The sequence below is a fragment of the Rodentibacter heidelbergensis genome (genome assembly GCF_002000125.1).
In the GTDB taxonomy this organism is placed as follows: domain Bacteria; phylum Pseudomonadota; class Gammaproteobacteria; order Enterobacterales; family Pasteurellaceae; genus Rodentibacter; species Rodentibacter heidelbergensis.
Genome location: NZ_MLHH01000015.1, coordinates 1 through 26761 on the forward strand (window position 1 = coordinate 1; position 26761 = coordinate 26761).

Annotated in this window: 21 protein-coding genes, 3 tRNA genes, 1 pseudogene and 1 riboswitch; of the genes and pseudogenes, 12 read left to right on the plus strand and 13 right to left on the minus strand. The window is 41.3% G+C overall.

The features are described 5' to 3' along the window. A pseudogene (locus BKK48_RS10040) lies at positions 1 to 199 on the plus strand (IS256 family transposase, variant Zn-binding type); the annotation flags it as partial. A 97-nt stretch (positions 200 to 296) separates the two neighbouring features. Here BKK48_RS10040 and nrdB read toward each other — a convergent pair. From nrdB to BKK48_RS07520, 6 genes are all read right to left on the minus strand, one after another. Then, positions 297 to 1427, minus strand: coding sequence for a class Ia ribonucleoside-diphosphate reductase subunit beta (gene nrdB, locus BKK48_RS07495; RefSeq protein ID WP_077427508.1), 1131 nt, complete (start codon positions 1425 to 1427; stop codon positions 297 to 299). A 62-nt stretch (positions 1428 to 1489) separates the two neighbouring features. Further along, the gene (nrdA, locus tag BKK48_RS07500) at positions 1490 to 3760 is read right to left on the minus strand and encodes a class 1a ribonucleoside-diphosphate reductase subunit alpha (protein WP_077427509.1); all 2271 of its coding nucleotides are present in this window, start codon (positions 3758 to 3760) and stop codon (positions 1490 to 1492) included. Between the two features lie 273 nt (positions 3761 to 4033). Continuing rightward, the gene (gene dolP, locus BKK48_RS07505; protein ID WP_077427510.1) at positions 4034 to 4615 is read right to left on the minus strand and encodes a division/outer membrane stress-associated lipid-binding lipoprotein; all 582 of its coding nucleotides are present in this window, start codon (positions 4613 to 4615) and stop codon (positions 4034 to 4036) included. 78 nt (positions 4616 to 4693) lie between these two features. Further along, positions 4694 to 5278: a D-sedoheptulose-7-phosphate isomerase gene (locus BKK48_RS07510; RefSeq protein WP_077427511.1), complete on the minus strand. Its 585-nt coding sequence runs from the start codon at positions 5276 to 5278 to the stop codon at positions 4694 to 4696. A gap of 13 nt (positions 5279 to 5291) precedes the next feature. Beyond that, the gene (locus BKK48_RS07515) at positions 5292 to 5651 is read right to left on the minus strand and encodes a YraN family protein (RefSeq protein ID WP_077427512.1); all 360 of its coding nucleotides are present in this window, start codon (positions 5649 to 5651) and stop codon (positions 5292 to 5294) included. A 1-nt stretch (position 5652) separates the two neighbouring features. Further along, the gene (locus BKK48_RS07520; protein ID WP_077427513.1) at positions 5653 to 7374 is read right to left on the minus strand and encodes a penicillin-binding protein activator; all 1722 of its coding nucleotides are present in this window, start codon (positions 7372 to 7374) and stop codon (positions 5653 to 5655) included. A gap of 76 nt (positions 7375 to 7450) precedes the next feature. Here BKK48_RS07520 and rsmI point away from each other — a divergent pair, with 76 nt between their 5' ends. Further along, complete coding sequence (gene rsmI, locus BKK48_RS07525) at positions 7451 to 8296, plus strand: 16S rRNA (cytidine(1402)-2'-O)-methyltransferase (RefSeq protein WP_077427514.1); 846 nt, start codon at positions 7451 to 7453, stop codon at positions 8294 to 8296. Between the two features lie 86 nt (positions 8297 to 8382). After that, positions 8383 to 9831, plus strand: a complete 1449-nt coding sequence (gene tldD, locus BKK48_RS07530) for a metalloprotease TldD (protein WP_077427515.1) — start codon at positions 8383 to 8385, stop codon at positions 9829 to 9831. Positions 9832 to 9904: 73 nt separating this feature from the next. On the opposite strand, the gene aroA is transcribed toward tldD, so the two are convergent. From aroA to BKK48_RS07545, 3 genes are all read right to left on the minus strand, one after another. Beyond that, positions 9905 to 11203 carry a 3-phosphoshikimate 1-carboxyvinyltransferase gene (aroA, locus tag BKK48_RS07535; protein WP_077427516.1) on the minus strand — a complete coding sequence of 433 codons (1299 nt, stop codon included), beginning with the start codon at positions 11201 to 11203 and terminating at the stop codon, positions 9905 to 9907. Continuing rightward, complete coding sequence (gene purU, locus BKK48_RS07540; protein ID WP_077427517.1) at positions 11203 to 12039, minus strand: formyltetrahydrofolate deformylase; 837 nt, start codon at positions 12037 to 12039, stop codon at positions 11203 to 11205. Before purU ends, aroA begins: the two co-directional genes overlap by 1 nt. Before the next feature lie 81 nt (positions 12040 to 12120). Continuing rightward, a complete protein-coding gene (locus BKK48_RS07545) occupies positions 12121 to 12525 on the minus strand; it encodes an H-NS family histone-like protein (protein WP_077427518.1) in 405 nt (134 codons plus the stop codon). Positions 12526 to 12733: 208 nt separating this feature from the next. Then, positions 12734 to 12904: riboswitch (Lysine riboswitch) on the plus strand. A 61-nt stretch (positions 12905 to 12965) separates the two neighbouring features. On the opposite strand from BKK48_RS07545, the gene BKK48_RS07550 reads away from it, so the two are divergent. The 3 genes from BKK48_RS07550 to ilvN all read left to right on the plus strand — a co-directional run bounded on the left by BKK48_RS07550 (position 12966) and on the right by ilvN (position 16971). Then, positions 12966 to 14486: a Na+/H+ antiporter NhaC family protein gene (locus BKK48_RS07550; RefSeq protein ID WP_077427519.1), complete on the plus strand. Its 1521-nt coding sequence runs from the start codon at positions 12966 to 12968 to the stop codon at positions 14484 to 14486. 269 nt (positions 14487 to 14755) lie between these two features. Then, positions 14756 to 16480, plus strand: coding sequence for an acetolactate synthase 3 large subunit (locus BKK48_RS07555; protein ID WP_077427520.1), 1725 nt, complete (start codon positions 14756 to 14758; stop codon positions 16478 to 16480). Next, positions 16480 to 16971: an acetolactate synthase small subunit gene (gene ilvN, locus BKK48_RS07560; protein WP_077427521.1), complete on the plus strand. Its 492-nt coding sequence runs from the start codon at positions 16480 to 16482 to the stop codon at positions 16969 to 16971. Before BKK48_RS07555 ends, ilvN begins: the two co-directional genes overlap by 1 nt. 79 nt (positions 16972 to 17050) lie before the next feature. On the opposite strand, the gene mrcB is transcribed toward ilvN, so the two are convergent. From mrcB to erpA, 3 genes are read right to left on the minus strand one after another with little or no spacing between them, the layout of a single operon-like run. After that, a complete protein-coding gene (gene mrcB, locus BKK48_RS07565; protein ID WP_077427522.1) occupies positions 17051 to 19429 on the minus strand; it encodes a penicillin-binding protein 1B in 2379 nt (792 codons plus the stop codon). 6 nt (positions 19430 to 19435) lie between these two features. Beyond that, on the minus strand, positions 19436 to 19789 hold the full coding sequence (locus BKK48_RS07570) for a YacL family protein (protein ID WP_077427523.1): 354 nt from the start codon (positions 19787 to 19789) through the stop codon (positions 19436 to 19438). 1 nt (position 19790) lies between these two features. Further along, positions 19791 to 20135: an iron-sulfur cluster insertion protein ErpA gene (erpA, locus tag BKK48_RS07575; RefSeq protein WP_077427524.1), complete on the minus strand. Its 345-nt coding sequence runs from the start codon at positions 20133 to 20135 to the stop codon at positions 19791 to 19793. A gap of 126 nt (positions 20136 to 20261) precedes the next feature. Between erpA and map the strand changes: the two genes are divergently transcribed. Together map and glnD are read left to right on the plus strand one after the other, a co-directional pair. Beyond that, positions 20262 to 21068 carry a type I methionyl aminopeptidase gene (gene map / locus BKK48_RS07580; protein WP_077416026.1) on the plus strand — a complete coding sequence of 269 codons (807 nt, stop codon included), beginning with the start codon at positions 20262 to 20264 and terminating at the stop codon, positions 21066 to 21068. Positions 21069 to 21135: 67 nt separating this feature from the next. Beyond that, complete coding sequence (gene glnD / locus BKK48_RS07585; protein ID WP_143538829.1) at positions 21136 to 23727, plus strand: bifunctional uridylyltransferase/uridylyl-removing protein GlnD; 2592 nt, start codon at positions 21136 to 21138, stop codon at positions 23725 to 23727. 37 nt (positions 23728 to 23764) lie between these two features. Here the strand turns inward: glnD and hemL are convergent, their stop codons facing one another. Further along, the gene (hemL, locus tag BKK48_RS07590) at positions 23765 to 25048 is read right to left on the minus strand and encodes a glutamate-1-semialdehyde 2,1-aminomutase (protein ID WP_077427526.1); all 1284 of its coding nucleotides are present in this window, start codon (positions 25046 to 25048) and stop codon (positions 23765 to 23767) included. A 122-nt stretch (positions 25049 to 25170) separates the two neighbouring features. On the opposite strand from hemL, the gene wecA reads away from it, so the two are divergent. The 4 genes from wecA (at position 25171) to BKK48_RS07610 (ending at position 26678) form a co-directional block, all read left to right on the plus strand. Next, on the plus strand, positions 25171 to 26238 hold the full coding sequence (wecA, locus tag BKK48_RS07595; protein ID WP_077427527.1) for a UDP-N-acetylglucosamine--undecaprenyl-phosphate N-acetylglucosaminephosphotransferase: 1068 nt from the start codon (positions 25171 to 25173) through the stop codon (positions 26236 to 26238). Positions 26239 to 26394: 156 nt separating this feature from the next. Beyond that, positions 26395 to 26471: transfer RNA gene (locus tag BKK48_RS07600), tRNA-Arg, on the plus strand. A 21-nt stretch (positions 26472 to 26492) separates the two neighbouring features. Then, positions 26493 to 26568 (plus strand) — tRNA-His (locus BKK48_RS07605). Positions 26569 to 26601: 33 nt separating this feature from the next. Next, positions 26602 to 26678 (plus strand) — tRNA-Pro (locus tag BKK48_RS07610). Positions 26679 to 26761: the final 83 nt, after the last annotated feature.

The window sequence follows — 26761 nt, forward strand, 5'->3', positions numbered from 1 at the left end:
TGCCTATAATAGTTTGAAAAGGTACATGGATTATTTATTTACTTATGAAAAATACCCTGATTTAAAAATAGAAAAAACAACAAATAGAATTGAAGGGTTATTTAAGGAACTTAAACAAAAATTATCTGTGCATAATGGGCTAAAAAGAATAAATAAGATTTTGTTTATAAAGGATTTTTTAAACCGGAAGAGTAACTAATCCCACACCTTTGTCCATTAAACCTAGAAATGTGAGATTTTAGCGAAAAAATCCCACACTTTTGTCCATTAAGCCTTTTTAACCGCACTTTTTGTCATTAAAGATCGAAATCGCCGAAATCTTTCGTGTCGACCTTAGAATCAATTTGACCCACAAGATAAGAACTTACTTCCACTTCTTGCGGTGCCACTTGCACGTTATCAGATACCAACCAAGCGTTGATCCAAGGAATTGGGTTAGAACGAGCTTGGAAAGGCAATGGTAAGCCAACAGCTTGCATACGGATGTTGGTGATATATTCTACATATTGCACCAAAATATCTTTATTTAAACCGATCATAGAGCCGTCTTTAAACAAATAATCCGCCCATTCTTTTTCCTGTTCTGCTGCAGCAAGGAATAAATCATAGGCTTCTTGCTTACATTCTTCGGCAATTTCCGCCATTTCAGGATCATCTTGACCGGCTGCCATAATGTTTAAAATATGCTGTGTACCGGTTAAATGTAAGGCTTCATCACGGGCAATGAATTTAATGATTTTAGCGTTGCCTTCCATTAATTGGCGTTCTGCAAAGGCGAAAGAACAAGCAAAAGACACATAGAAACGAATGGCTTCAAGGGCATTGACACTCATTAAACAGAGATAAAGTTGTTTTTTGAGGTTGCGCAATGTGACGACACATTCTTTGCCATCGACGGTATAAGTGCCTTCACCGTATAAACCGTAAAGTTGGCTGTCACGGATTAAATCATCATAGTAAGAAGAAATATCTTTTGCACGTTTGATGATTTCTTCGTTGGTCACGATATCGTCAAAAACGATAGACGGATCGTTCACAATATTACGAATAATGTGAGTGTAAGAACGGCTGTGAATGGTTTCAGAGAACGTCCAAGTTTCAATCCAAGTTTCCAATTCCGGAATAGACACCAACGGTAACAGTGCCACGTTCGGGCTACGGCCTTGAATGGAGTCTAATAGGGTTTGGTATTTTAAGTTACTGATGAAAATATGTTTTTCATGATCAGGTAATGCTGCATAGTCGATACGATCTTGTGATACATCCACTTCTTCCGGACGCCAGAAGAAAGAAAGTTGTTTTTCGATTAATTTCTCGAAAGTTTCATATTTTTGTTGATCGTAACGTGCAACGTTAACGTTTTGACCAAAGAACATCGGCTCTTTTAACTGGTCATTTTTGGTTTGTGAGAAAGTTGTGTATGCCATGTTGTTTTCCTCTTTTTTAAAAAGTGCGGTCAAATTTCACCGCACTTTTCAGGGTTGATAAATTAGATTTTACAAGCTCCACCTGCACAGCCGTCATCAAGATCTTCTTGAGCATCTTCCGCGCCGTCACGGGTGTTTTGGTAGTAAAGGGTTTTTAAGCCGTATTTGTAAGCGGTTAATAAATCTTTTAACAACACTTTCATCGGCACTTTACCGTCTTCGAAGCGTTTTGGATCGTAGTTGGTGTTGGCAGAAATCGCTTGATCTACGAATTTTTGCATAATTCCTACTAAGTGCAGATAGCCGTCATTACTTGGAATATCCCAAAGTAATTCGTATTGCTCGCTTAAGTTTTCATAATCCGGCACCACTTGTTTTAAGATACCGTCTTTTGAGGCTTTCACGCTCACATGACCACGAGGCGGTTCGATACCATTGGTGGCGTTAGAAATCTGTGATGAGGTTTCTGACGGCATTAATGCCGTGAGGGTGGAGTTACGCAAGCCAAATTCCTGAATGTCTTTACGCAAACTTTCCCAATCATAATGCAACGGCTCTTGGGTGAGGGCATCTAAATCTTTTTTATAGGTATCAATTGGTAAAATACCTTGTGCATAGGTGGTTTGGTTGAAATATTCACAAGCACCTTGCTCTTTGGCTAAATTCATTGAAGCTTTCAATAAATAATATTGAACGGCTTCAAAAGTGCGATGGGTTAAATCGTTGGCACTGCCGTCAGAATAACGCACGCCATTTTTCGCCAAGTAATAAGCATAGTTAATCACACCAATCCCTAAAGAACGGCGGGCAAGCGAGCTACGTTTTGCTGCCACAACCGGGTAGTCTTGATAATCTAATAAAGCATCTAACGCACGAACAGCAAGATCGGCGAGTTCTTCTAATTCATCAAGGTGTTCAATTTTGCCCAAGTTAAAGGCAGAAAGGGTACAAAGTGCGATTTCTCCGTTTTCATCATGAATGTGCTGAAGCGGTTTGGTTGGTAAGGCAATTTCTAAACAAAGGTTAGATTGACGTACCGGTGCCACTTTCGGATCAAATGGTGAGTGAGTATTACAGTGATCCACATTTTGAATATAGATACGACCTGTTGAGGCACGTTCTTGCATTAATAGCGAGAAAATTTCTACGGCTTTAACCGTGCGTTTACGAATGTTCGGATCTTGCTCATATTTGACATAAAGCTCTTCAAATTTGTCTTGATCGGCAAAGAACGCTTCGTAAAGCCCCGGCACATCGGATGGGCTGAATAAGGTAATATCACCGCCTTTGATTAAGCGTTGATACATTAATTTGTTTAATTGCACACCGTAGTCCATATGGCGAACACGGTTATCTTCCACACCACGGTTATTTTTTAACACAAGAAGGCTTTCAGATTCTAAATGCCATAATGGGTAGTAAACCGTTGCTGCCCCACCACGCACACCACCTTGTGAACAAGATTTCACGGCAGTTTGGAAATATTTATAGAAAGGAATACAGCCTGTATGGAAGGCTTCACCGCCACGGATTTCACTGCCTAAAGCACGAATTGCACCGGCGTTCACTCCAATACCTGCCCGTTGGGACACATATTTTACAATGGCTGAGGCGGTGGCGTTGATAGAATCTAAGCTATCACCACATTCAATTAAAACACAAGAACTGAATTGACGGGTCGGGGTACGCACACCTGCCATAATCGGTGTGGGTAAGGAAATTTTGAAGGTGGAGGTGGCATCATAAAAACGCTTGATATAATCCAAGCGGGTTTCTTGCGGATATTTAGAAAATAAACTCGCTGCAACCAATAAATAGAGGAATTGTGCCGATTCGTAAATCTCACCGGTAACACGGTTTTGCACTAAATATTTTCCTTCTAACTGTTTCACGGCTGCATAAGAAAAGGTCATATCACGCCAGTGATCGATAAAGCTGTCCATTTCATCCCATTCTTCACGGGTATAATCGTCTAACAGAGCATGATCATATTTGCCCATACGAACGAGTTTTTTAACGTGTTCATATAAACGGGGCGGGTCGAAATGCCCATAGGCTTTTTTGCGTAAATGGAAAATCGCTAAACGAGCGGCAAGATATTGATAATCAGGGGTATCTTTGCTGATTAAATCCGCTGCAGCTTTGATGATGGTTTCGTGAATATCGGAAGTACGAATTCCTTCATAAAATTGGATGTGTGAACGTAACTCTACTTGAGATACGGAAACATTCTCTAAGCCTTCAGCTGCCCAAGTAATGACACGGTGAATTTTATCAAGATTGATTTGTTCCTGCGTGCCATCACGTTTTGTCACCATTAAACTTTTGTTCATAAGTACTAGCCCTGTATTGTGATGAAATGGTTAAAACACAAGATATAGTGTTTTAAAAAACAATGTCGCACAAGATAATGTGTTTTTTTCTTGGGATCAAGTGATAAATTTTATGTCAAGATGATTGACAAAAGATAAGTCATTTAAAAACAAATACTTTTCTAGGAATTGTAAATTGAAGAATTTTTTTGCCTTTAAGAAAAGACAAAAAGTGCGGTTAAAAACAACACAATTTTCAACCGCACTTTAAAAAATTCGATGTTTTGGTGAACATCAATTTAAGTATTTAAACACTTTAACCACTTTTTGTACGCCACTTACTTTGCTGGCAATTTCAGCCGCTGCATCGGCTTGGGCTTGTGTTACATTACCTAATAAGAAGACTTCGCTATTTTCCGTGATGACTTTTACATCTGTTGATTTCACTCGGTCATCAACGAGCATTTTGGATTTCACTTGGGTGGTGATCCAACTGTCTTTACTGATTTGTCCGATGGTGATTTTCGGGCCTATACGCAGTTCGTTATAAACATCGCTCACGCCCTCAACGCCTTTGGCAAGCTCCGTTGCAGTGGATTTTGTACTTTCACTTGGCACTTGACCGATTAATAATACACGAGCACTGTAAGAAACCGCATTCACACGCGCTTCCGAGTTGATCTGTTCATCTTTATCTAGGGCATTTTCCACTTTAAATTCAAGGGTTTCATCATCAACTTGGGTTCCTATTGTTCGGGGATCGGTTGCCACTTTAGTGCCGGCAGCTGCGCCACCAAGTACGGCCGCAACACAGCCTTGTAACAGGATTGAAGCGGTTAAAATCAATGCCAGTTTTTTGAATGGGGTAAGTGTCATTTGTTTCTCCTTTACTTAAATGGATCCATCAATTAGTCAAAGAAATCATCGGGTAGTTTAATGATTGCGAATATTTTATCAAACTCTTGGGAATAATGTGTGATCAATGAGTTCGCAAATGGCATTAATGACAAATAAATGGTTTTCTAAAATTCGGCTTTCCTTATGAGTTGGAATAGAAATTTCCAAATCCTGTTCTGCTAATAAGCCTTGAATCGCATCATTATTTGAACCGGTTAGTGCAATGACGCTAATTTCTTTGCTTACCGCATTGGCAATGGTGTTGAGTACAGCTTTTTCTGAGCCTAATGGGGCAAAGGCAATGAGCAAATCACCGGGTTTTGCCATGGCGTTAAATTGATGTTGATAGAGATTTTCCGATGGATGATCAAAAACTAATGAAGATCCGACCGCACTTTCCAGGCTAAGTAGCACAGAAGGAAAACTTGGGCGTTCAATATCATAGCGGTTTAATAGATTAGATACCAAAAATTGGGCATTCGCATAGGAGCGTGCGATACCGCAAGCAATCACTTTATTGCCACTCAGTAAGCATTGAATGACCTTTTGGCTTGCTTCAGCAATATTTTCCGTGAGCAAACTGGAGGCGGAAATTTGAATTTGTATGCTTTCGCTGTAAATATCTTTAATTTGTTGCAACATCTTGAGCGTTAAATTAATCGAGAAAATTAGGAAACCATTGAATCTCTTGGGTATTTTTACCAAAAGCGATGAGATCAAAACGGCAGTCGGCATCTTCTAAACTGAGATTGCGTTTGGCAAGCCAAAGATTGGCTGCATCAAGCCATTTCTGTTGTTTATGCCAATCGACACTGTCAACAGCCGAGCCAAATCGAGAGTTGGAACGTTGGCGGACTTCGACAAATACAATGGTTTGTCCGTCCATCATAATGAGATCTAATTCACCACATTTAAAAGACTGATTGGCCGCAATAAAACGTAATCCTTTTGATTCCAAAAAAAGGCGGGCCTGATGCTCAAAGCCCGCTCCTTGTTGGCGTTTTAAAGAAAACATATTAGTTAGCAACCGGTACGATTTGTCCGTCTTGATATTGGAACCAGGTCATATCACGTTCTACATTACAGTTCGGACCTGCACTTAATAGCCCGGTTAAACCGCTTAATTGATAGCCCGGAACTTGGCGTAGTTCATTAAAATGGTTAATCAATAGCCAAGCATCCGATCCCATCGCATATAAGCGCATAAGTTGATATTCACTGCCTGTTAAACTTGCCACTTTTTGATATTGGCTAGAGGTAGACTCTTTAAAGAAAGGAATATCACTGAATTGCACGCCATTCATTTGCGTCACATATTCTGCAGAATGACTTGCCGTATTGGCACGGGAACTGGCATAGATTTTCACATTTGGTAAGCTGTTTGCCAGATAACCTTTTATTTCTGCCAGTTCTTCAGGGTTTGCGAGCGCATAAAGTGCGGTTGAATTTGCCCCATTTTCTTGGAAGAAATACGGCACATCGGCGGTTAAGTTATAGTAACGAATATTGGCATCGGTTGAAGCTAATTGTTGCCAACGCACATTGAACGCATTGCCTACCCGCTGACCCAATTCATTTTGTGGCATGGCAACAACCGGGTGGCGAATTCCATCATTCCACATTTTGGTGGCGGCGGATTCGGCTTCATCTTCCGGTGATAAGCCGTAGTAGCACAGTTGATTAATCGCGTGCGTGTTTTGGGTGGTGTTTAAAGCTAATACATCAATACCTTGCACCGCAGACGGGTTGTTAATAATAGCATCGACATTCTGTTTTAAAAGTGGTCCAACCAAGGCTTTCAAGCCCGCTTGTTTGGCTTGGGCCAGAATATCCTCAATGGAGTAAGTGGCGGAGTCAAAAATTTGTACCGGAATGGTGGAATTGCCTTTGGCATCGTTAAAACCGGATAAAATGGTATTTCCTAGGATTTGACCATCACCACTGACCGGTAAAATTAAACCGATTTGGGCAAGATTGGTTTGTTGGAAATTTAACAAACTTTGTAATTCTTTTGGAAAAAGGGTGGCTGCCGTATGGTTAGGATAAGCCGATTTCCAATTTTGCAATGCTTGGCTTAATTGTACCGGCTGACGAAGATTATCGTTGTAAGCTTTAATTAACGTTAGCCAACCACCAAGTGCCGCATTGCCTTCGTCTGAGGCATTATTGATTACACCGGAATTAGCAGAACGCAACAACGCCCAAGTTTTATCCACATTCTCTTGGCGGCGTTGTACATCAGAAAGGTTTTCATCCATTTTGATGCGGGCTTTCACTGCTTCAATCACCTCTTTACGATTTTCTGCAATGCTCGCTTGGGTTTCATAATAACGTGATTTTTGAGAAGGGCTGAGTTTTTTAAGATCAATCAAACGTAATTGGCTTTCAGCGACTTCATTTGATCCTTTCGCTGCCGAAAGACGGGCCTCAATTAACGAACGATCAAGTTTTTGTGCCTCATTTAATTCCCCTAATTCCGCTAAAATGGCTTCTGATTGCGGGATTTTGTTTTCGCTGATTAAGGCTCGAGCGGCGAGGAGTTTATAGGTTTCTTTATCTTCTGCATTTTGGGCTTGTTCCAATTTATTCATATAAAATTCGGAACTGGCATTGGCATCTCGTTGTAGGGTTTCGGTGAAACTGCTACCAAATAAATTGGAACAGCCGGCTAATGCAACGGATAATAAAATTGGCATTAAACGTTTTTTAAAACCTGTGCCTTGTAATAGAATAGCCATATTCGTTTTGCTCCGTTATGGATGAGTCAATAATGGGAGCGATCTTACTGACCTCGAACCTTAAAAGCAAACAAAAATGAATAATTTAAGCGGAATTTTATATATTGTGGCAACCCCTATCGGTAATTTAAAAGATATTACCCAGCGAGCCTTAGACACCTTTTCCCAAGTGGATCTCATTGCTGCAGAAGATACCCGTCATAGTGGCTTATTGCTCAGTCACTATGGCATAAAAAAGCCATTTTTTGCATTGCATGATCATAATGAACAGGAAAAAGCCGCAGTTTTAGTGGAAAAACTGAAACAAGGGATGCATATTGCATTAATTTCCGATGCCGGTACCCCTTTAATTAGCGATCCCGGTTTTCATTTGGTTCGTCAATGTCGGGATGCGGGAATTGCAGTGGTGCCTTTACCCGGGGCTTGTGCGGCGATTACCGCACTTTGTGCTTCCGGTATTGCCTCAGATCGTTTTTGTTTTGAAGGGTTTTTACCGGCAAAAAGCAAAGCCCGCCGAGATAAACTGGAAAAGGTAGCAGAAGAAGAACGCACGTTGATTTTTTATGAATCAACCCACCGCATTTTGGATACCCTTGCCGATATGCAAGAGGTGTTAGGGGAAGCGCGCTATGTGGTGTTGGCGCGTGAGCTGACAAAAACGTGGGAAACCATTGTGGGCGATACTGTAGTCAACTTACGCCAATGGTTGAGCGAAGATCCCAACCGAACTAAAGGTGAAATGGTATTAATTATAGAAGGCAAAACCAAACAGGAAAGTGAGGCGGAATTCTCGCCTTTGGCAATTAAAGCCCTCAACTTAATGGCACAAGAATTACCCCTTAAAAAAGCGGCAGCAATTGTGGCGGAATTATACGGTTATAAGAAAAATGCCTTGTATCAATTTGGATTAGAAAATTTATAAGCGGTTTGTTCTAAAAAATTCGCTGTTTTTTGACCGCACTTTTTTGAGTTCACGTTGAGATAAATTTTATATTTACGGAGAAAAACATGTTAAAGCAGGTTTCGGAAAGTTTACTGACTCCAAGCCAGTTATCCACCAAAGAATTATTGAATATTTTCGATTTAATGTCGCATCGTCATATTGACTATGCTGATCTCTATTTTCAGCTTAGCCAAGATGAAAATTGGGTGTTGGAAGACGGTATTATTAAAGAGGGCGGTTTTCACATTGATCGAGGGGTAGGCGTTCGTGCCGTATCCGGTGAGAAAACCGGTTTTGCTTATTCGGATCAAATTAATCTTGCTTCACTGCAACAATGTGCTAATGCGGTGAAAGGGATTGGGCAAAGCAAACAAGGCAATATAATCGTGCCGACCGCGCTCAATGCGGTCGATCCTATTATGCGTTATGCGGCAATTAACCCGTTGGAAAGCCTTTCTAAAGAAAAGAAAATTGAATTATTACATTTAGTTGATCGCACAGCCCGAGCCGAAGATCCTCGTGTCACCCGAGTGTCTGCCAGTTTAAGTGCCGTTTATGAAGAAGTCTTAGTGATGGCAACAGACGGAACATTGGCGGCAGATATTCGTCCTCTCGTGCGTTTATCTATTTCTGTGTTAGTTGAGGAAGATGGCAAACGTGAGCGGGGAAGTTGTGGCTCCGGTGGACGATTTGGATTGGATTGGTTTTTTGAAACTGTTGATGGCGATATTCGGGCGGTCAATTTTGCGAAAGAAGCCGTTCGTCAAGCTTTGGTGAATTTAGGGGCGGTGGCCGCACCGGCAGGACTCATGCCCGTTGTGTTGGGGGCAGGTTGGCCCGGGGTGCTTTTGCATGAAGCGGTAGGGCATGGCTTAGAGGGGGATTTTAATCGTAAAGAAAGCTCTTTATTTACCGAAAAAATTGGCGAATTAGTGACCTCTCCACTTTGCACGATTGTGGATGACGGCACGCTTGCCAATCGCCGAGGGTCGCTCATGATTGATGATGAAGGCGTGCCAAGCCAATGTAACGTGCTGATAAAAGACGGTATTTTGCAAGGTTATATGCAAGATAAAATGAATGCCCGTTTAATGGGGGTGAACCCTACAGGGAATGGTCGCCGTGAGTCCTATGCTCATCTGCCTATGCCACGTATGACCAATACTTATATGTTAGCAGGGCAGAGTAAATTTGAGGATTTAATTGCTTCGGTAGATCATGGTGTTTATGCTCCCCATTTTGGCGGAGGGCAAGTGGATATCACTTCAGGTAAATTTGTGTTTTCCACTTCAGAAGCCTATCTGATTGAGAAGGGAAAAATCACCAAACCGGTAAAAGGGGCAACGCTAATTGGTAGCGGTATTGAGGTGATGCAAAAAATCTCTATGGTGGCCGATAAATCAGAGTTGGATTTAGGCATTGGGGTTTGTGGAAAAGACGGACAAAGCGTGCCGGTGGGCGTGGGGCAACCTGCGTTGAAAATTGATGAAATTACGGTGGGTGGCACAAACTAATTAAAAATCAACCGCACTTTATTTTAGAACCTGTTGCCTTTATTGCTATTATCGACAACAGGTTCTTATTCCTTTAATTTCTTACACAAATTTTTTCAAATTCAGCAAAAAATGTCGGGAAGGTTTTTGCCGTACATTGAGGATCAAGGATCGTCACCGCGGTATCTGAAAGGGCGATTAAGGCAAAACACATCGCCATACGATGATCGTTGTAAGTGGCAATTTCGGCGTGTTGAAATTGATCTAATGGTAAAGGTTGAATTCGAATGAAATCTTCCCCTTCTTCCACTTCTGCACCGACTTTACGCAATTCCGTTGCCATCGCAGCAAGACGATCGGTTTCTTTTACCCGCCAGTTGTAAATATTGCGAATGGTGGTTTCCCCTTGGGCAAAGAGAGCGGTGGTGGCAATGGTCATCGCCGCATCAGGAATGTGGTTCATATCCATATCAATGCCTTTTAATTCCATTTTTTCCGCTTGGATAAAATCCTCTCCCCAAGTGATTTTAGCCCCCATTTTTTCTAATACTTCTGCAAATAGGCGGTCACCTTGGATAGAATTTTTGCCGATACCGGTTACTTTCACCTTGCCTTTGATCGCCCCGGCCGCTAAGAAATAAGACGCAGAAGAGGCATCACCTTCTACTAAATAATTGCCGGGGGAAACATAGGATTGGTTCCCTTTGATGTAAAAACGTTGATAGGACTGATTTTCCACCACGATACCGAAATCTTTCATCATCGCAAGGGTGATGTCAATGTAGGGTTTGGAAACCAATTCACCGATAATTTCAATTTCCATTGGGTTTTCAGCCAAAGGTGCCGCCATCAAAAGCGCGGTCAAAAATTGTGATGAAATAGAACCATCAATGGTGACTTTGCCACCTTTCATCCCCGTGTTGCGAATGGCAAGCGGAGGGTAGCCTTCATTTTCTAAATAGCGTACTTCTGCCCCTGCTTGATGTAGCGCCTCAACTAAATGACGAATTGGGCGTTCTTTCATACGAGGTTCACCGGTGAGGATCACTTCACCCTCCGTTGTTCCTTTCAAGCAAAGTGCGGCGGTTAAAGGGCGCATAGCCGTACCGGCATTTCCTAAAAAAAGTGAAAGCCCATTTTGTACATTAAAAGCGCCGCCTAATCCCTCAATTTCACAAATGCTTTTATCTTCGGAAAGTTGATAATTTACCCCGAGTGCTTTTAGAGCATTTAGCATATGGCGGATATCATCACTATCAAGTAAATTGGTAACTTTTGTGGTGCCTTTAGCAAGAGCAGCGAGGAGTAATGCTCGATTAGATAGGCTTTTTGAGCCGGGAAGATTGACTGTTCCTTCCACTGAACGAATTGGCGTTAACGTGATTTTTTCCATTACAACACCACCGTTTTATTTTTATAAACAAAAATTTTATCGTGAAGAGCGAGATCAAGCGCACGACTTAACACGGTTTTTTCCACATCTCTTCCTGCACGCATCATGGCATCTGCGCTATAAGTGTGATCGACATGGATCACATTTTGCATAATAATCGGGCCTTGATCTAACTCATTATTGATAAAATGTGCTGTCGCTCCAATGATTTTTACGCCACGTTCATAGGCTTGTTGATAGGGTTTGGCTCCAATAAATGCAGGAAGGAAAGAATGATGAATATTGATCACTCGGTTTGGATAACGTTCGACAAATTCAGGATTTAGCACGCGCATATATTTTGCCAAGACAATGTAATCCGGGGCATATTCATCAATTTTTTCTGCAAGGCGTTGATCGTGTTCAACCCGTGTTAATCCCTCATGGCTGATACAATGGAAAGGAATGTCAAAACGTTCTACCAGTTCTTGTAAATTCTGATGGTTTCCTATGACGGCAGCAATGTCCACATCTAACGCACCATAATAATTTTTCATTAAAATATCGCCAAGGCAATGGGCTTCTTTCGTCACTAAAATGACAATGCGTTTACGTTGTGTACTAATTAAACGACAATTTGTTCCTTGGGGTAGGCTATATTTAAGATCTTCAAGTAATGTGGTTTCATTAAAAATGCCTTCCAGTTCGGTACGCATAAAGAAATGTTTTGTTTCGAAATCAACAAATTCATTATTATGGAGAATATTGAGCTGGTGTTTATAACAAATATTGGTAATTTTAGCGATTAAACCTTTATCATCAGGACAATCCGTTAGAAGTATTTTTTTTTCGATCATAATACTCATGCTGTGTTTATTTATAATAGGAAAAGAAAAAAAGAGAACCCATAAAATATGGGTTCTTTGAGAATGAAATAATTAAATTTCGAAATCGGATAATGATTTACCGGCATCTAATGCCGCTTGAATGATACTTGGTGTACGGCCTTGACCTGTCCAGGTTTTTTGTTTGCCGTTTTTATCGGTATATTGATATTTAGCCGGACGAGGCTCACGTTTTGCACGAACACCGGAAACGGAAACACCCACAATTTCTTGTAATTCTTCAGCAGTAATGCCTTCTTGTTTTAATAATTCTTTATATTTTGCAATGCGTGCTTTACGCTCCATTTCCGCTTGCTGAATTTCTGCCATTTGTACTCGTTTTTCAGCAACGGCTTCTTCAAATTTTTTTAATGTACTTTCCGCTTGTTCTAAGCTAAGTTCACGAACCACAGAGCGAATAGTACGAAGATTGGTAAATGCTTTCGTTAAATCAGTCATAATAAACCTCAAAGATATAAAATATAAATCGCACGACATAATAACGAAATTAATCTTTAAGGTAAACATTAAATTTAATTTAATACACTTGAAATTACCTTTTTAATCCTTTGATTTAATCAGTTAAATAATAATTTGAATAAATATAAGCCACTTTAATAGAAACTATTAGATTTTTATTGTTTTTTCTTGTAATCTTAAGCCTCCTATAAAAAGTAGAGGTGCAGTGACTATAAGTATTTTTTCCGAGTGGATAACGATGACGAAAAAAGAAAGGAGGCATTGCCGAAATCAGTTAAAAGTCGTTTTGACTGGTTGGTGGCGTATCTGAAAGGAACGTTACTGTCATAGTGATTAACTATGGAGCGCTACGGTTAGGCTGGTCATCTTCAAGTCCATTTTCTGCCGTTCCCTCCATTATTTATTTTAGGTATAACATAATGGAACTTATCGATTTTTCTTCTTCAATTTGGTCTATTGTCCCCGCCTTGTTAGCAATTGTTTTAGCCATTGCAACACGTCGTGTTTTAATCTCTTTGAGTGCAGGGATTTTAGTGGGTGCATTAATGCTCAATGATGCATCGATTTTACCCACATTGACTTATTTAAAAGATAACATTACCTCTTTGGTTTATAGTGATGGGGCAATGAATTCAAATATGAATATTGTCCTTTTCTTGCTTTTACTTGGTGTATTGACTGCACTGTTGACGGTTTCCGGCAGTAATCGTGCTTTTGCCGAATGGGCTCAGGCTCGAATTAAGAATCGCCGTGGGGCAAAGTTATTAGCAGCCTCATTGGTATTTGTCACCTTTATTGACGACTATTTTCATAGTTTGGCTGTGGGGGCCATTGCCCGTCCGGTGACCGATCGTTTCCAAGTTTCCCGACCAAAATTAGCCTATATTTTAGATTCTACCGCCGCACCAATGTGTGTGATGATGCCGGTTTCAAGCTGGGGGGCTTATATCATCACATTAGTTGCCGGACTACTGGCAACTTACTCCATTACGGAATACACGCCGATCGGGGCATTTGTAGCCATGAGTTTTATGAATTACTATGCCATTTTTGCTCTATTAATGGTGTTTTTTGTCGCCTATTTTTCTTTTGATATTGGCTCTATGGCCCGTTATGAAAAAGCCGCAATGGAGCGAGAAGTTCAAGAACAGGAAGAAGAGTTAGGCGTGAAAGGGCATGTTCGAAATCTTATTTTCCCTATCTTAGTTTTAATTGTAGCGACCGTATCCATGATGATGTATACCGGTGGTCAAGCCCTTGCTGAAGCAGGCTCTCCTTTCTCTGTATTAGGGGCATTTGAAAATACCAATGTTGGGGTTTCGCTTGTTGTTGGGGGCGTAAGTGCGGTCATTATTTCTACCCTTTTAATTCTATTAGATCGCCAAGTGTGCTTATCCGAATATGTGAAAGCTTGGGGATTAGGTATCAAATCTATGCTAGGGGCGATTGCGATTTTATTCTTTGCTTGGACAATTAATAAAATTGTGGGCGATATGCAAACGGGTAAATACCTCTCCACCTTGGTTTCCGGCAATATGCCTGTTCAATTTTTACCGGTCATTTTATTTATTCTTGGTGCGGCCATGGCATTTTCAACGGGAACCAGCTGGGGAACGTTTGGTATCATGTTACCGATTGCAGCAGCTATGGCAACCAATGCAGCGCCAGAATTGATGCTACCTTGTCTTTCTGCGGTTATGGCTGGGGCGGTGTGTGGTGACCATTGTTCCCCGGTTTCGGATACGACGATTTTATCCTCAACAGGGGCAAAATGTAATCATATGGATCACGTTACCACTCAGCTTCCTTATGCGTTAACGGTTGCGGCAGCCACCTGTGCGGGGTATATCGTTTTGGGCTTTACGAAGTCTGGGCTGGCCGGGTTTATCGCCACTGCAATCTCTTTGGCTGTACTCGTTTTTGTTATGAAAAAACGTTAGAAATGTGATCTAGTTCAAAAAAACAAACAAAAAATAAAATTTTACTATTTTTATAAAATGCGACATAAAGTCGCATTTTTTATGTTTTTGATTAAATTTATTTTATTTTATCCTGTGAATTTTTATTTTGTTGGGTTTTTATTTTTATATTTGTAACTTTTTATAAGGTTTGGCATCTAGACAAAGATTTTTTTGTCAGTATGATGAAAGCGATTGAGAGAACACCACTTAATTATCAATTAAAGTGCGGTCAATTTTAGGAGTGAATAATGAAAAAATTATCCGGTGCGGAAATGGTAGTGCAATCACTACGCGACGAAGGGGTTGAATATTTATTTGGTTATCCGGGAGGCGCAGTACTTGATATTTATGATGCGATCCATACTCTTGGCGGCATTGAACATATTCTTGTACGTCATGAACAAGCCGCTGTTCATATGGCGGACGGTTATGCACGAGCAACCGGTAAAGTGGGCTGCGTATTGGTGACATCAGGCCCGGGGGCGACCAATGCGATTACCGGTATTGCCACTGCTTATGCGGATTCTGTACCGATGGTGGTGATTTCAGGGCAAGTGATGAGCCATTTGATTGGCAGCGATGCTTTCCAAGAATGTGATATGGTGGGCATTTCTCGTCCTGTGGTAAAACACAGTTTTATTGTCAAAAAAGCAGAAGAGATTCCGGAAATCATCAAAAAAGCCTTTTATATTGCCTCAACAGGGCGTCCGGGGCCTGTGGTGGTGGATATTCCAAAAGATACGGTCAATCCAATCCATAAATTCCCTTACGAATATCCAAAATCCGTTGAAATGCGTTCTTATAACCCAACAGTAAATGGGCACAAAGGACAGATAAAAAAAGCATTAAAAGCTTTATTAGTGGCAAAGAAACCGATTTTATTTGTAGGCGGTGGTGCGGTTGCGGCAGAATGTAGTGAAGCATTAACCCAATTGGCACAGCGGTTAAATTTACCGGTAACTTCATCGCTAATGGGCTTAGGTGTTTATCCAAGTACGGATAAACAATTCTTAGGTATGCTGGGTATGCACGGCACTTATGAAGCCAATAATGCCATGCATGAAAGTGATTTAATTTTAGGGATTGGAGTGCGTTTTGATGATCGTACCACCAATAATCTTGAAAAATATTGTCTACACGCAAAAGTGATTCAAATTGATATTGATCCCACTTCAATTTCTAAAAATGTTCAAGTGGCGATCCCTATTGTGGGCAACGCTAAAAACATCTTAGATGAATTTTTAAGCTTATTAGGCGAAGAGGGCGGAAATCGTCCACAAAATCATCTTGAAGATTGGTGGGCGCAAATTAATCAATGGAAAGCCAAAAACTGCTTGGATTTCGACCGCACTTCAGGGGTGATCAAACCGCAGCAAGTTATGGAAGCGGTTTATCGTATCACTCAAGGAGAGGCCTATGTGGCTTCCGATGTGGGCCAGCATCAAATGTTTGCCGCCTTGCATTATCCTTTTGATAAGCCCCGCCGTTGGATCAATTCCGGTGGCTTAGGCACAATGGGTTTCGGTTTTCCTGCCGCATTAGGGGTAAAACTTGCCCAGCCTAACGCCACAGTGGTGTGTGTGACCGGTGATGGCAGTATTCAAATGAATATTCAGGAATTATCTACGGCGACCCAATATGGTATTCCTATTGTGATTATTTGTTTGAATAACCATTTCTTGGGTATGGTAAAACAATGGCAGGATTTAATTTATTCGGGACGCCACTCACAAACCTATATGAATTCCTTGCCTGATTTTGTGAAATTAGCAGAATCTTACGGCCATGTGGGTATTAAAATTGCTACACCGGATGAATTGGAAAGCAAGTTGGAAGAAGCCTTTAAACTTAAGAATGAACTTGTTTTTGTTGATATCAATGTGGATGAGGCAGAACACGTTTACCCAATGCAAGTGCGTGGTGGGGCAATGAATGAAATGATTTTAAGCAAACCACAAGAGGAGAAAGCATAATGCGTAGAGTTTTATCTGTTTTATTAGAAAATGAATCCGGCGCATTATCGCGTGTTGTCGGGTTATTCTCTCAACGGGCCTTTAATATTGAAAGCCTCACCGTAGCCCCTACGGATGATCCCACTTTGTCACGAATGACGATTGAGGCAGTGGGCGATGAGCAAGTGCTTGAACAAATTGAAAAGCAACTGCATAAACTCGTGGATGTGTTTAAAGTGATTAATCTCAGTGATCACGACCATGTTGAGCGTGAAGTGTTACTGGTAAAAATCCGTGCCACAGGGGCATCGCGTGATGAAATCAAACGGCTGACCGATATTTTCCGAGGTCAAATTGTTGATGTCACCCCGAAATCCTACACGGTGCAATTAACCGGAACAAAAGACAAACTGGATGCTTTTGTGAAAGCGGTGAAAGAAGAAACCACCTTACTTGAAATTGTGCGTTCCGGATTGATCAGTTTGTCGAGAGGAGAGAAAAACATTCTCTAATAAAAAGAATACTGAGATAACCTTGAATCTGCATCTTAAGTGAAATTAAGATGCAGATTTTTTATGGTTAATGAGCGGGTTATTCTGGTTTGGCTTCCTCAATCGGTGCTTTATCTAACACATCCCATAGGCTGCCACGGGGTTCGTTTGAGCTGTTAGATTGCGAAGTCGGGGCTGGGGCGGAAACAGGAGCGTTGCTACAAAAACTTTGTCCTTTATTTGCCCAAACCGGAATGGTACGGTTGCTGCCACAATCCCAACTTCCGTATTGATTAATACCAACCCATTTTATTGCAGTAGGCTTTTGGAGTTTTAATTTTTCAATGTAAACACGGTTGAGGTAGTCTTTATAAATTTGCAATGCACCGGAAGCCCCGGTCAGTTTGGTTTCTCCGTTGTCATCACGTCCTAGCCAAATGGTGCTGACATGTCGCCCGTCAATGCCCACAAACCAAGTATCACGCGCATTGTTTGTCGTCCCTGTTTTACCGGCTAAATGAAGGTTAGCATAGTCATTTTGCAGGCTTCGAGCGGTGCCTCGCTCCACTGTTTGTTGCATGGCGAATAAAGTTTGGAACGCTGCTTCTTGCGGCACTACCTGTTCCGCTTCTTTGTTATGCTGATAAATGAGGTTACCTTGACGATCAACAATGCTACCGACGGTGGTTAAATCTATCCTTCCCCCTTGGTTGGCGATGGTTTGATAAAGTTTTGTCACATCATAAGGGGAAATCGCATAAGAGCCGAGCAACATTGCCGGCACCTTAGGGATGGCAACATTATCCCAGCCCATTGCTTTTTGTGTTTCGATCACCTGAGTTAATCCCACTTTCATACCGATATTGACCGTTGGAATATTTAAGGAACGGACAAGGGCATCTATCAGCATCACTGAACCACTATATTTGCGATCATAATTGCGTGGTTGCCAAGGCGGGCTGCCTTTCACATTAATGGTGATGGGTTGGTTATTAATCGGTGTATTGAGGCGGAACTGTTCCGGATTGGAAAGTGCGGTCAAATAAATAGAAGGTTTCACCAGCGATCCAATTTGACGTTTGGACATTAAGGCTCTATTAAACCCGGCATACTGGGTTTGTAATCCACCCACAACAGCACGGATTTCACCGTTGCGATAATCTGCGACAATCATTGCCCCTTCCAAATACGGATTTTTTGTTGTCACCTGTAATTTAGACACCGTATTGACCACCGCATTTTCCGACTGTTCCTGTTGTTTGAGATCCAGGGTGGAGAAAATGCGTGCACCGAGCAGACTAGCGGTTTTATGTTCCCCCACTAAACGGCGTAAATCGGCCCGTAATGTTTGAATAAAGGCGGGATATTTGCGTGAAATTTGTCCTTTCGCCTGAACGCCAAGGGGGCGATTGCTGAGTAATTCGTAGAGTTCATCACCGATCATTTGATGATCGAGCATCAGTTTTAGCACGACATTACGGCGTTTTAAGGCATTTTGTGGATTACGCCACGGATTATAAAGAGAAGGGCCTTTTACCATGCCCACAAGTAAGGCAATTTGATCAAGGCTGATTTCACGAACAGAGCGGCCAAAATAAAACTGGCTAGCAAGTTCAAAGCCATGAATTTGCGTATCGCCGTTTTGCCCAAGATAAATTTCGTTAAGATAGGTTTCTAAAATACGATTTTTGTCATAACGCCAGTCTAAAATCAGTGCCATGAGGGCTTCGTTCGCTTTACGGACGAGGGTGCGTTCGCTAGATAAAAAAAGATTTTTCACTAATTGTTGGGTTAATGTACTCCCCCCTTGTACCGTTTGACCGGCACGAATATTAGCGATTAACGCTCGGGTAATACCAATGGGATTAATGCCGTTATGATCATAAAAACGACGATCTTCCGTTAAAATGAGGGCATCAATTAATAAACGGGGATAATTTTGCAAAGGAATGGCAAGACGATCTTCATTATCGGATTCCAACATGGCAATCAATTTCGGAGCAAGACGAAATTCATCCACTGCTTGAACGCTAACAAGATCCTCAATTCGGCTTAATTTATTGTCTGTAAAACGTAAACGTAATACCCGTTGTGGTTCCGGTTTGTCAGGGAAAGGGAAGGCTCGGCGTAAAATGACAATCGTGTTGTCTTCTAATTTAAAGTCGCCGGGTGCGGCAACCATGGTCGTTTGGCGATATTCATTGTCCAATAAAATTTGAATAACTTCATCAAAACTGAGATCATCAGCAATTTTTACACTTTCGATACGACTATAAACTTCTGCGGGTAAACGCCAAACTTGCCCATTCATTTTGGCCCGAATTTGCCAATCTAAATAGCCCCCGTAAAAAATAGCCAACACAGCAGCGGTGAACCCTGCCTTGAGTAAAAACATTTTGCAGGCATGACGTTTGCTTGGTTTTAATTCTTGGCTTTTTTCTTGTTCGTGATTGTCTTGTTGGAGGTTTTCTGCTGTCATCGTGGGCTATGCAATAAAATCAATATAGGCTTGAAGGAAATGGATAAAATCAGGTGTGCCGCAAAAAGCGATACTTTCTTCGTCATAATAATGGAAATCTTCTTCCTGTATTTCATCGGATTCCATCATCAGATTATTGGCACGGATCATCACTTCATCGGCATTTAAAAAGAGCGTATATTCTACACCAATTAAATGGGTTTCTTGGTTTTCAACTAATTGTTGAGCAGTAGAAAGTGCGGTCAAAATCGCTTGAGGATTTGACCGCACTTCCGAATTAAACCAGTTAGCAAGGGCAATGTGCTCCATGGAACATTTAACGCTCACATTGCCCAAATGTGAAGTGAATTGAAAATCCATACTAAATACTAAAAGAAGAACCGCAACCGCAAGTGCTGGAGGCATTCGGATTGTTAACGATAAAACGGGAGCCTTCCAAACCTTCAGTGTAATCCACTGTGCCACCGATTAAATATTGTAAACTCATCGGGTCAATCACCAGTTGAACACCGGATTTTTCAATCGTCAAATCGCCTTCATTGACCTTTTCATCAAAAGTGAAACCATATTGGAAACCGCTACAACCACCACCGGTGATATAAACACGTAGTTTAAGATTATTATTTTCTTCTTCACTAATTAAACTTTTTACTTTATTGGCAGCCGCATCGGTAAATGTTAGAGGGACGGCAAGATTATCAGTCATATTCTTTTCCACTTTCCTAAAATTTGAATTGGGCTATTATCCAATAACCGACTAAGGCAATCAAGATTTTTCACGGAAATCATGTTATAATTCGCCCCATTGTTATGTTCAAACAGCGAGAAAAAAATGGCGATTCCATTAAGAACTGAAGAAGAAATTGTAAAACTTCGCGAGGCTTGTCAATTGGCTTCGGAAGTATTGGTAATGATTGAACCCCATGTTAAAGCGGGAGTAACAACGGGCGAACTTGATCGGATTTGTCACGAATACATGGTCAATGAACAAAAAGTCATTCCTGCCTGCTTAAATTATCATGGTTTCCCTAAGGCAACCTGTATTTCCATTAATGAAGTGGTTTGTCATGGTATTCCAAGCTCAGATAAAGTACTGAAAAATGGCGATATTGTTAACATTGATGTAACGGTGATTAAAGACGGCTATTTCGGTGATAACTCAAAGATGTATATTGTGGGTGGGGAAACCAATATTCGTAGTCAGAAACTGGTGGAAGCTGCACAAGAAGCCCTTTATGTAGGGTTACGCACTGTGAAACCGGGTATTCGCTTAAATGAAATTGGTAAAGCTGTGCAAAAATATACGGAAAGCCAAGGTTTTAGTGTGGTGCGGGAATATTGTGGACATGGTATCGGTACGGAATTCCATTGTGATCCGCAAGTATTGCATTATTATGCCGATGACGGTGGAGTGATTTTAAAACCGGGTATGGTGTTTACCATTGAACCGATGATTAACGCCGGTAAAAAAGAAGTGCGTGTGATGGGCGATGGTTGGACGGTGAAAACCAAAGATCGCAGCCACTCTGCACAATATGAGCATCAAATTGTGGTGACAGAAACCGGCTGTGAAGTGATGACGATTCGTGATGAAGAAATTCGTGAAGGTCGAATTCAACGTATAATGGTGAACGTTTAATTTATCGCAAAGCCCACTTTGGTGGGCTTTTCGCTATGCTTAGTCAAGGAATTTTAACAAGATCATGATGCTTTTCCCTTTTGATATTCCTTCGCCTTTAACGCCAAGTGCGGTCAAAATTCAGCGTGAAAATCTCAAGCAATTTGAAGTTGCGCATTTTTCACAATATTCAGTTTTTGAATTGATTGAAAATCGTACAAATTTTTACGATGCCTTATTGAAACAATTCTGGAGCCAAATGGCGTTGGATAAACACCCACAACTTTCCTTAATTGCCGTAGGGGGCTATGGGCGTCGGGAAATGTTTCCGCTGTCAGATTTGGATTTTTTAGTGCTAACAGCACAAACTTTGACAACCGAAGTGGAAGAAAAAATTGGCAAATTTGTTCAATTCTTGTGGGATTGCGGGTTTGAGGTGGGCCATTCAGTACGCACTTTGGCACAATGTGAGGCTGAAGGACGGGAAGAAATTACGATTGCCACCAATTTGCTGGAAGCCCGATTTCTCGCCGGAAACCGACCGCACTTTGAGGCGCTTTGTGAATTGGTAAAGGCAGATGATTTTTGGTCAAAAGAAACCTTTTTTAAGGCAAAAGTGCAAGAGCAAACCGAACGTTATCTGCGTTATCACAACACAAGCTATAATCTTGAACCGGACATTAAATATAGCCCGGGTGGTTTGCGGGATCTGCATTTATTGTATTGGGTGGCACTGCGTCATACCGGGGCGCAAACCTTAGAGGCCATTTTACAAAGCGGTTTTATTTATCCGCAAGAATACCAGCAGTTGCAAGAAAGTCAGGCATTTTTATTTAAAGTGCGGTTCGCTTTGCATCTTATTTTGAAACGCTATGACAACCGCTTATTATTTGATCGTCAAATTAAAGTAAGCGAGCTACTTGGGTTTAAAGGGGAAGGAAATCAAGGCGTAGAAAAAATGATGAAACAGTTTTTTCAGTCGCTACAACGAATTTCTCTCATCAGTAATCTTCTGATTCAACACTACCGAGAACATTTTTTATCCCCTCATTATGATGTTTTTATTCATCAATTAGACGATGATTTTGAGCTGATTAATGACCGTTTATGGCTGCGTCAGCCGAATTTATTTTTTGAACAGCCTGAGCGTATTCTTGATGTCTTTTTCTATTTAACCCGCTTTGAACAAGCCACCGTACATTCCGAAACCTTGCGTAAATTACGTCTTGCACTGGAACGGTTACCACAAAAATTGTGTGAAATTCCCGCAGCACGGGAAAAATTTTTACGTTTATTTAATCAAAAAAATGCCATTTCCCGAGCCTTTGTACCAATGCATCAATATGGCGTATTAACAGCCTATCTTCCCCAATGGCAAGCCATTGAAGGATTGATGCAATTTGATCTGTTTCATATTTATACGGTTGATGAGCATACCCTGCGGGTGATGTTAAAACTAGAAAGTTTTTTATTGGAAGAAAATGCCGCTGAGCATCCTCTTTGCCATCGTTTATTTAGCCAATTTTCTGACCGCACGTTGTTGTATGTGGCGGCCTTATTTCATGATATTGCGAAAGGGCGGGGAGGCGATCATGCAGAACTTGGTGCCATCGATGTGGCGGAGTTTGCTCAATTACACGGTTTTGATCGCCGAGAAACGGATACTTTGAGTTGGTTGGTGAAAGCACATTTGCTGATGTCCATTACCGCACAACGGCGTGATATTTATGATCCGGAAGTGGTGATGAGATTTGCAGAAGAAGTCCAAAATCAAGTGCGACTGGATTATTTGACTTGCCTTACGGTGGCGGATATTTGTGCCACTAACGGCACGCTTTGGAATAGTTGGAAACGATCGCTTTTTTCTTCTTTGTACCATTTTACTCAGCAACAATTTAACCAAGGCATGGTGGAATTACTGGATTATGCCGAAAAATTAGAAGAAAACCGCCGTTTGTCGTGGCAAATTTTGCAAGCCTCATTGCCTGATATTTCCGAGAAAACCGTCCACCTATTATGGGCACGTTGTCCTGAGGAATATTTTCTGCGTAATACCCCTAAACAAATTGCGGGACATACGGCATTGTTGGTGGGTTTTTCAGGCGAATTGTTGGTGAAAGTGAGCAATGAATTTTCTCTTGGTGGAACGGAAGTGTTTATTTATTGCCAAGATCAACCGCATTTATTCAATAAAGTGGTGAGTACCATTGGGGCGAAAAAATTCAGCATTCATGATGCGCAAATTATTACCACACAAGACGGCTATGTATTCGATAGTTTTATTATTACAGAACTTAATGGTGATTTAGTGAAAGCTGATCGTCGCCGTGAATTAGAAAGCGCACTGACTAAAGCACTACAAAGTGAGAAACCGTTGCTGACCCCTATTTCTTCAAATCGTCAATTACAACATTTCACGGTGAAAACCGATGTACGTTTTTTACATGAAAATAAAACAGAACAGACAGAAATGGAATTGATTGCCTTGGATAAACCGGGTTTATTGGCAGCGCTTAGTCAAATTTTTAATGATCTTCAGTTAAATTTGTTGAATGCTAAAATTACAACGGTAGGCGAAAAAGCCGAAGATTTTTTTATCTTAAAAAATAAAGAAAATAAAGCCTTAAGCTTACAAGAACGGGAAAGACTGCGTCAGGTGATTGAGCAAAAGATCAAATAAGGAAAAAGTGCGGTGAAATCAACCGCACTTTTAGGGATTAGCTTAGGGAAGCAAAGGCGATATCCGCTGCTTCTAGCGTTTTGGCAATGTCTTCATCAGTATGTGCTAAAGACATAAAACCGGCTTCAAATGCAGAAGGCGCAAGATAGACACCCTGCTCCAACATTTTGTGGAAGAAAGCATTAAATTTTTCTGTATCGCATTTCATCACCTCAGCATAAGAGGTGACGGCTTTTTGGTCGGTAAAGAAAATGCCGAACATTCCACCGACATAATTCACTACCAAAGGCACATGATGTTTGTCTGCCAAGGCTTTTAAACCTAAACAGAGTTTTTCGGTTTTTTCTGCGAGTTTTTCTTCATTTCCTGCTTTTTTTAATTCATTTAAACAGGCTAGACCTGCCGCCATAGCGATAGGGTTGCCAGATAGGGTACCGGCTTGGTAAACCGGGCCGGTTGGCGCAAGATATTCCATTACCGCTTTTTTCCCTCCAACCGCGCCCACAGGCATTCCTCCGCCAATGATTTTACCCAGAGTGGTGAGATCCGGTGTCACCCCATAATAAGATTGAGCACCGGCAAGGGCTACACGGAAGCCGGTCATCACTTCATCAATAATGAACAATGCGCCATATTTGTCGCAAAGTTCACGCAATCCTTGCAAGAAACCGGCTTTAGGCGGAATACAGTTCATATTTCCGGCAACAGGCTCAATAATGACACAGGCGATGCTGTCAGGGAACTGTTCAAACAACTGCTTAACGGAATCTAAATTATTGTATTCGGCAGTCAAGGTATGTTTGGCGAAATCTTCAGGAACGCCAGGTGAGCTTGGTTGACCGAGTGTCAACGCACCAGAACCTGCTTTGACTAAAAGTGAATCCGAATGACCATGATAGCAACCTTCAAATTTTAAAATCTTGTCACGACCGGTATAGCCTCGGGCAAGACGAATGGCTGTCATGGTAGCCTCAGTGCCGGAGCTGACCATTCTCACCATTTCAATAGAGGGTACCAATTCACAAACTAATTCGGCGAGATCGATTTCTGAAGGGGTAGGGGCACCGAAACTCAATCCGTTTTCTGCTGCCTTTAATACAGCGTTTAAAATGCTGGGATGATTATGCCCTAAAATCATTGGCCCCCAAGAACCCACATAATCAATATATTGTTTACTGTCCGTATCATAAATATAAGCCCCTTGTGCTTTTTCAATAAATACCGGTATTCCCCCCACGCCTTTGAACGCTCGAACGGGAGAGTTGACCCCACCGGGAATGATTTGTTGTGCACGAGAGAAAAGTGCGGTCGAATTTGCCATTGTTTTTTCCTTAATGATAAAAAGTGGGGCTATTGTACTGAAAAATACAGGCTTTGTTAAAAATATCTTTCTTGCTAAATTTTCCTTATGTTATCCTTTGCAAAAAAGATAAAGGTCGATTTATGTTAAGTCTCATTGTTACTTTTCTTGGCGCATTTTTAACATTGATAGTGATGCGCCCCATTGCGAATAAAATTGGGTTGGTGGATAAACCGAATTACCGTAAACGTCACCAAGGGGCTATCCCGTTAATTGGCGGCGTTTCCCTTTTTATGGGAAACCTGTGCTATTACTTAATGGAGTGGGATCAACTTCGTCTTCCTTATTTATATCTATTTAGTATTTTTGTACTCCTCGTCATAGGGATTTTAGATGACCGGTTTGATATCAGCCCTTTCTTGCGGGCAGGAATTCAAGCGGTACTGGCTATTTTAATGATCGATCTTGGGAATGTTTATCTCGATCATTTCGGCCAGATCTTAGGCCCTTTCCAATTAACCCTAGGTTCTATCGGATTGGTGATTACTGTGTTTGCCACGATTGCGATTATTAATGCCTTTAATATGATTGATGGGATTGATGGGCTACTTGGCGGATTATCTTGTGTTTCCTTTGCGGCCATCGGAATTTTAATGTTTCGTGACGGGCAAATGGATATGGCACATTGGAGTTTCGCACTTATCGCCGCAATGTTACCTTACTTAATGTTAAATCTCGGTATCCCTTTTGGCCCTAAATATAAAGTGTTTATGGGCGATGCAGGCAGTACGTTGGTAGGCTTTACGATCATTTGGATTTTATTGCTCAGTACGCAAGGCAAAGGACACCCAATGAATCCGGTTACCGCCCTCTGGGTCATTGCAATCCCACTAATTGATATGGTGGCGATTATTTACCGTCGTTTAAGAAAAGGAAAAAGCCCATTTCGACCGGATCGTTTACATGTGCATCATTTAATGGTGCGGGCTGGTTTAACGTCACGCCAAGCTTTTCTTCTCATTACCTTAATGTCTGCGATTTGCGCAACAATTGGTATTTTAGGTGAGGTCTATTACATCAATGAATGGGTGATGTTTATTGGATTTTTTGTCTTATTTTTCCTTTATGTTTATTCTATTACAAGAGCATGGAGAATTACGCGTTTTGTACGAAGAATGAAACGGAGAGCCAGAAAAACAAAAGCATCATAACGATACTTAATCAGTTATAACGTAATGGTTAAAATTTCAAGAAAGTAGAAAATTTATACAAATTGAATAAAAAATTACCGTTCGAAAAAAAATTAAAAAAAGTGCTAGACAAGGCATAGTGAAATCATTAATATACGCCCCGCAACGACGCAGTACGCGTTCGTAGCTCAGTTGGATAGAGCGTTGGCCTCCGGAGCCAAAGGTCGCAAGTTCGAATCTTGTCGAGCGCGCCAGAGTCAATGCATTCTTCAATGGTGGCTATAGCTCAGTTGGTAGAGCCCCGGATTGTGATTCCGGTTGTCGTGGGTTCAAGTCCCATTAGCCACCCCATCTATTTATACTCCATATAAGAAGTATAGAAGTCGGCGAGTAGCGCAGCTTGGTAGCGCAACTGGTTTGGGACCAGTGGGTCGTAGGTTCAAATCCTATCTCGCCGACCACTTTTGCTCTTTAACAACGAATCAGACAATCTGTGTGGGCACTTGTTGATTGACTTATAAAATATTTTAATTTTGAAGTCTTA

Coding starts and splice junctions, on each gene's coding strand:
- nrdB (WP_077427508.1), bottom strand. CDS start 1,427: ATGGCATACACAACTTTCTCACAAACCAAAAATGACCAGTTAAAAGAG.
- nrdA (WP_077427509.1), bottom strand. CDS start 3,760: ATGAACAAAAGTTTAATGGTGACAAAACGTGATGGCACGCAGGAACAA.
- dolP (WP_077427510.1), bottom strand. CDS start 4,615: ATGACACTTACCCCATTCAAAAAACTGGCATTGATTTTAACCGCTTCA.
- BKK48_RS07510 (WP_077427511.1), bottom strand. CDS start 5,278: ATGTTGCAACAAATTAAAGATATTTACAGCGAAAGCATACAAATTCAA.
- BKK48_RS07515 (WP_077427512.1), bottom strand. CDS start 5,651: ATGTTTTCTTTAAAACGCCAACAAGGAGCGGGCTTTGAGCATCAGGCC.
- BKK48_RS07520 (WP_077427513.1), bottom strand. CDS start 7,374: ATGGCTATTCTATTACAAGGCACAGGTTTTAAAAAACGTTTAATGCCA.
- rsmI (WP_077427514.1), top strand. CDS start 7,451: ATGAATAATTTAAGCGGAATTTTATATATTGTGGCAACCCCTATCGGT.
- tldD (WP_077427515.1), top strand. CDS start 8,383: ATGTTAAAGCAGGTTTCGGAAAGTTTACTGACTCCAAGCCAGTTATCC.
- aroA (WP_077427516.1), bottom strand. CDS start 11,203: ATGGAAAAAATCACGTTAACGCCAATTCGTTCAGTGGAAGGAACAGTC.
- purU (WP_077427517.1), bottom strand. CDS start 12,039: ATGATCGAAAAAAAAATACTTCTAACGGATTGTCCTGATGATAAAGGT.
- BKK48_RS07545 (WP_077427518.1), bottom strand. CDS start 12,525: ATGACTGATTTAACGAAAGCATTTACCAATCTTCGTACTATTCGCTCT.
- BKK48_RS07550 (WP_077427519.1), top strand. CDS start 12,966: ATGGAACTTATCGATTTTTCTTCTTCAATTTGGTCTATTGTCCCCGCC.
- BKK48_RS07555 (WP_077427520.1), top strand. CDS start 14,756: ATGAAAAAATTATCCGGTGCGGAAATGGTAGTGCAATCACTACGCGAC.
- ilvN (WP_077427521.1), top strand. CDS start 16,480: ATGCGTAGAGTTTTATCTGTTTTATTAGAAAATGAATCCGGCGCATTA.
- mrcB (WP_077427522.1), bottom strand. CDS start 19,429: ATGACAGCAGAAAACCTCCAACAAGACAATCACGAACAAGAAAAAAGC.
- BKK48_RS07570 (WP_077427523.1), bottom strand. CDS start 19,789: ATGGATTTTCAATTCACTTCACATTTGGGCAATGTGAGCGTTAAATGT.
- erpA (WP_077427524.1), bottom strand. CDS start 20,135: ATGACTGATAATCTTGCCGTCCCTCTAACATTTACCGATGCGGCTGCC.
- map (WP_077416026.1), top strand. CDS start 20,262: ATGGCGATTCCATTAAGAACTGAAGAAGAAATTGTAAAACTTCGCGAG.
- glnD (WP_143538829.1), top strand. CDS start 21,136: ATGCTTTTCCCTTTTGATATTCCTTCGCCTTTAACGCCAAGTGCGGTC.
- hemL (WP_077427526.1), bottom strand. CDS start 25,048: ATGGCAAATTCGACCGCACTTTTCTCTCGTGCACAACAAATCATTCCC.
- wecA (WP_077427527.1), top strand. CDS start 25,171: ATGTTAAGTCTCATTGTTACTTTTCTTGGCGCATTTTTAACATTGATA.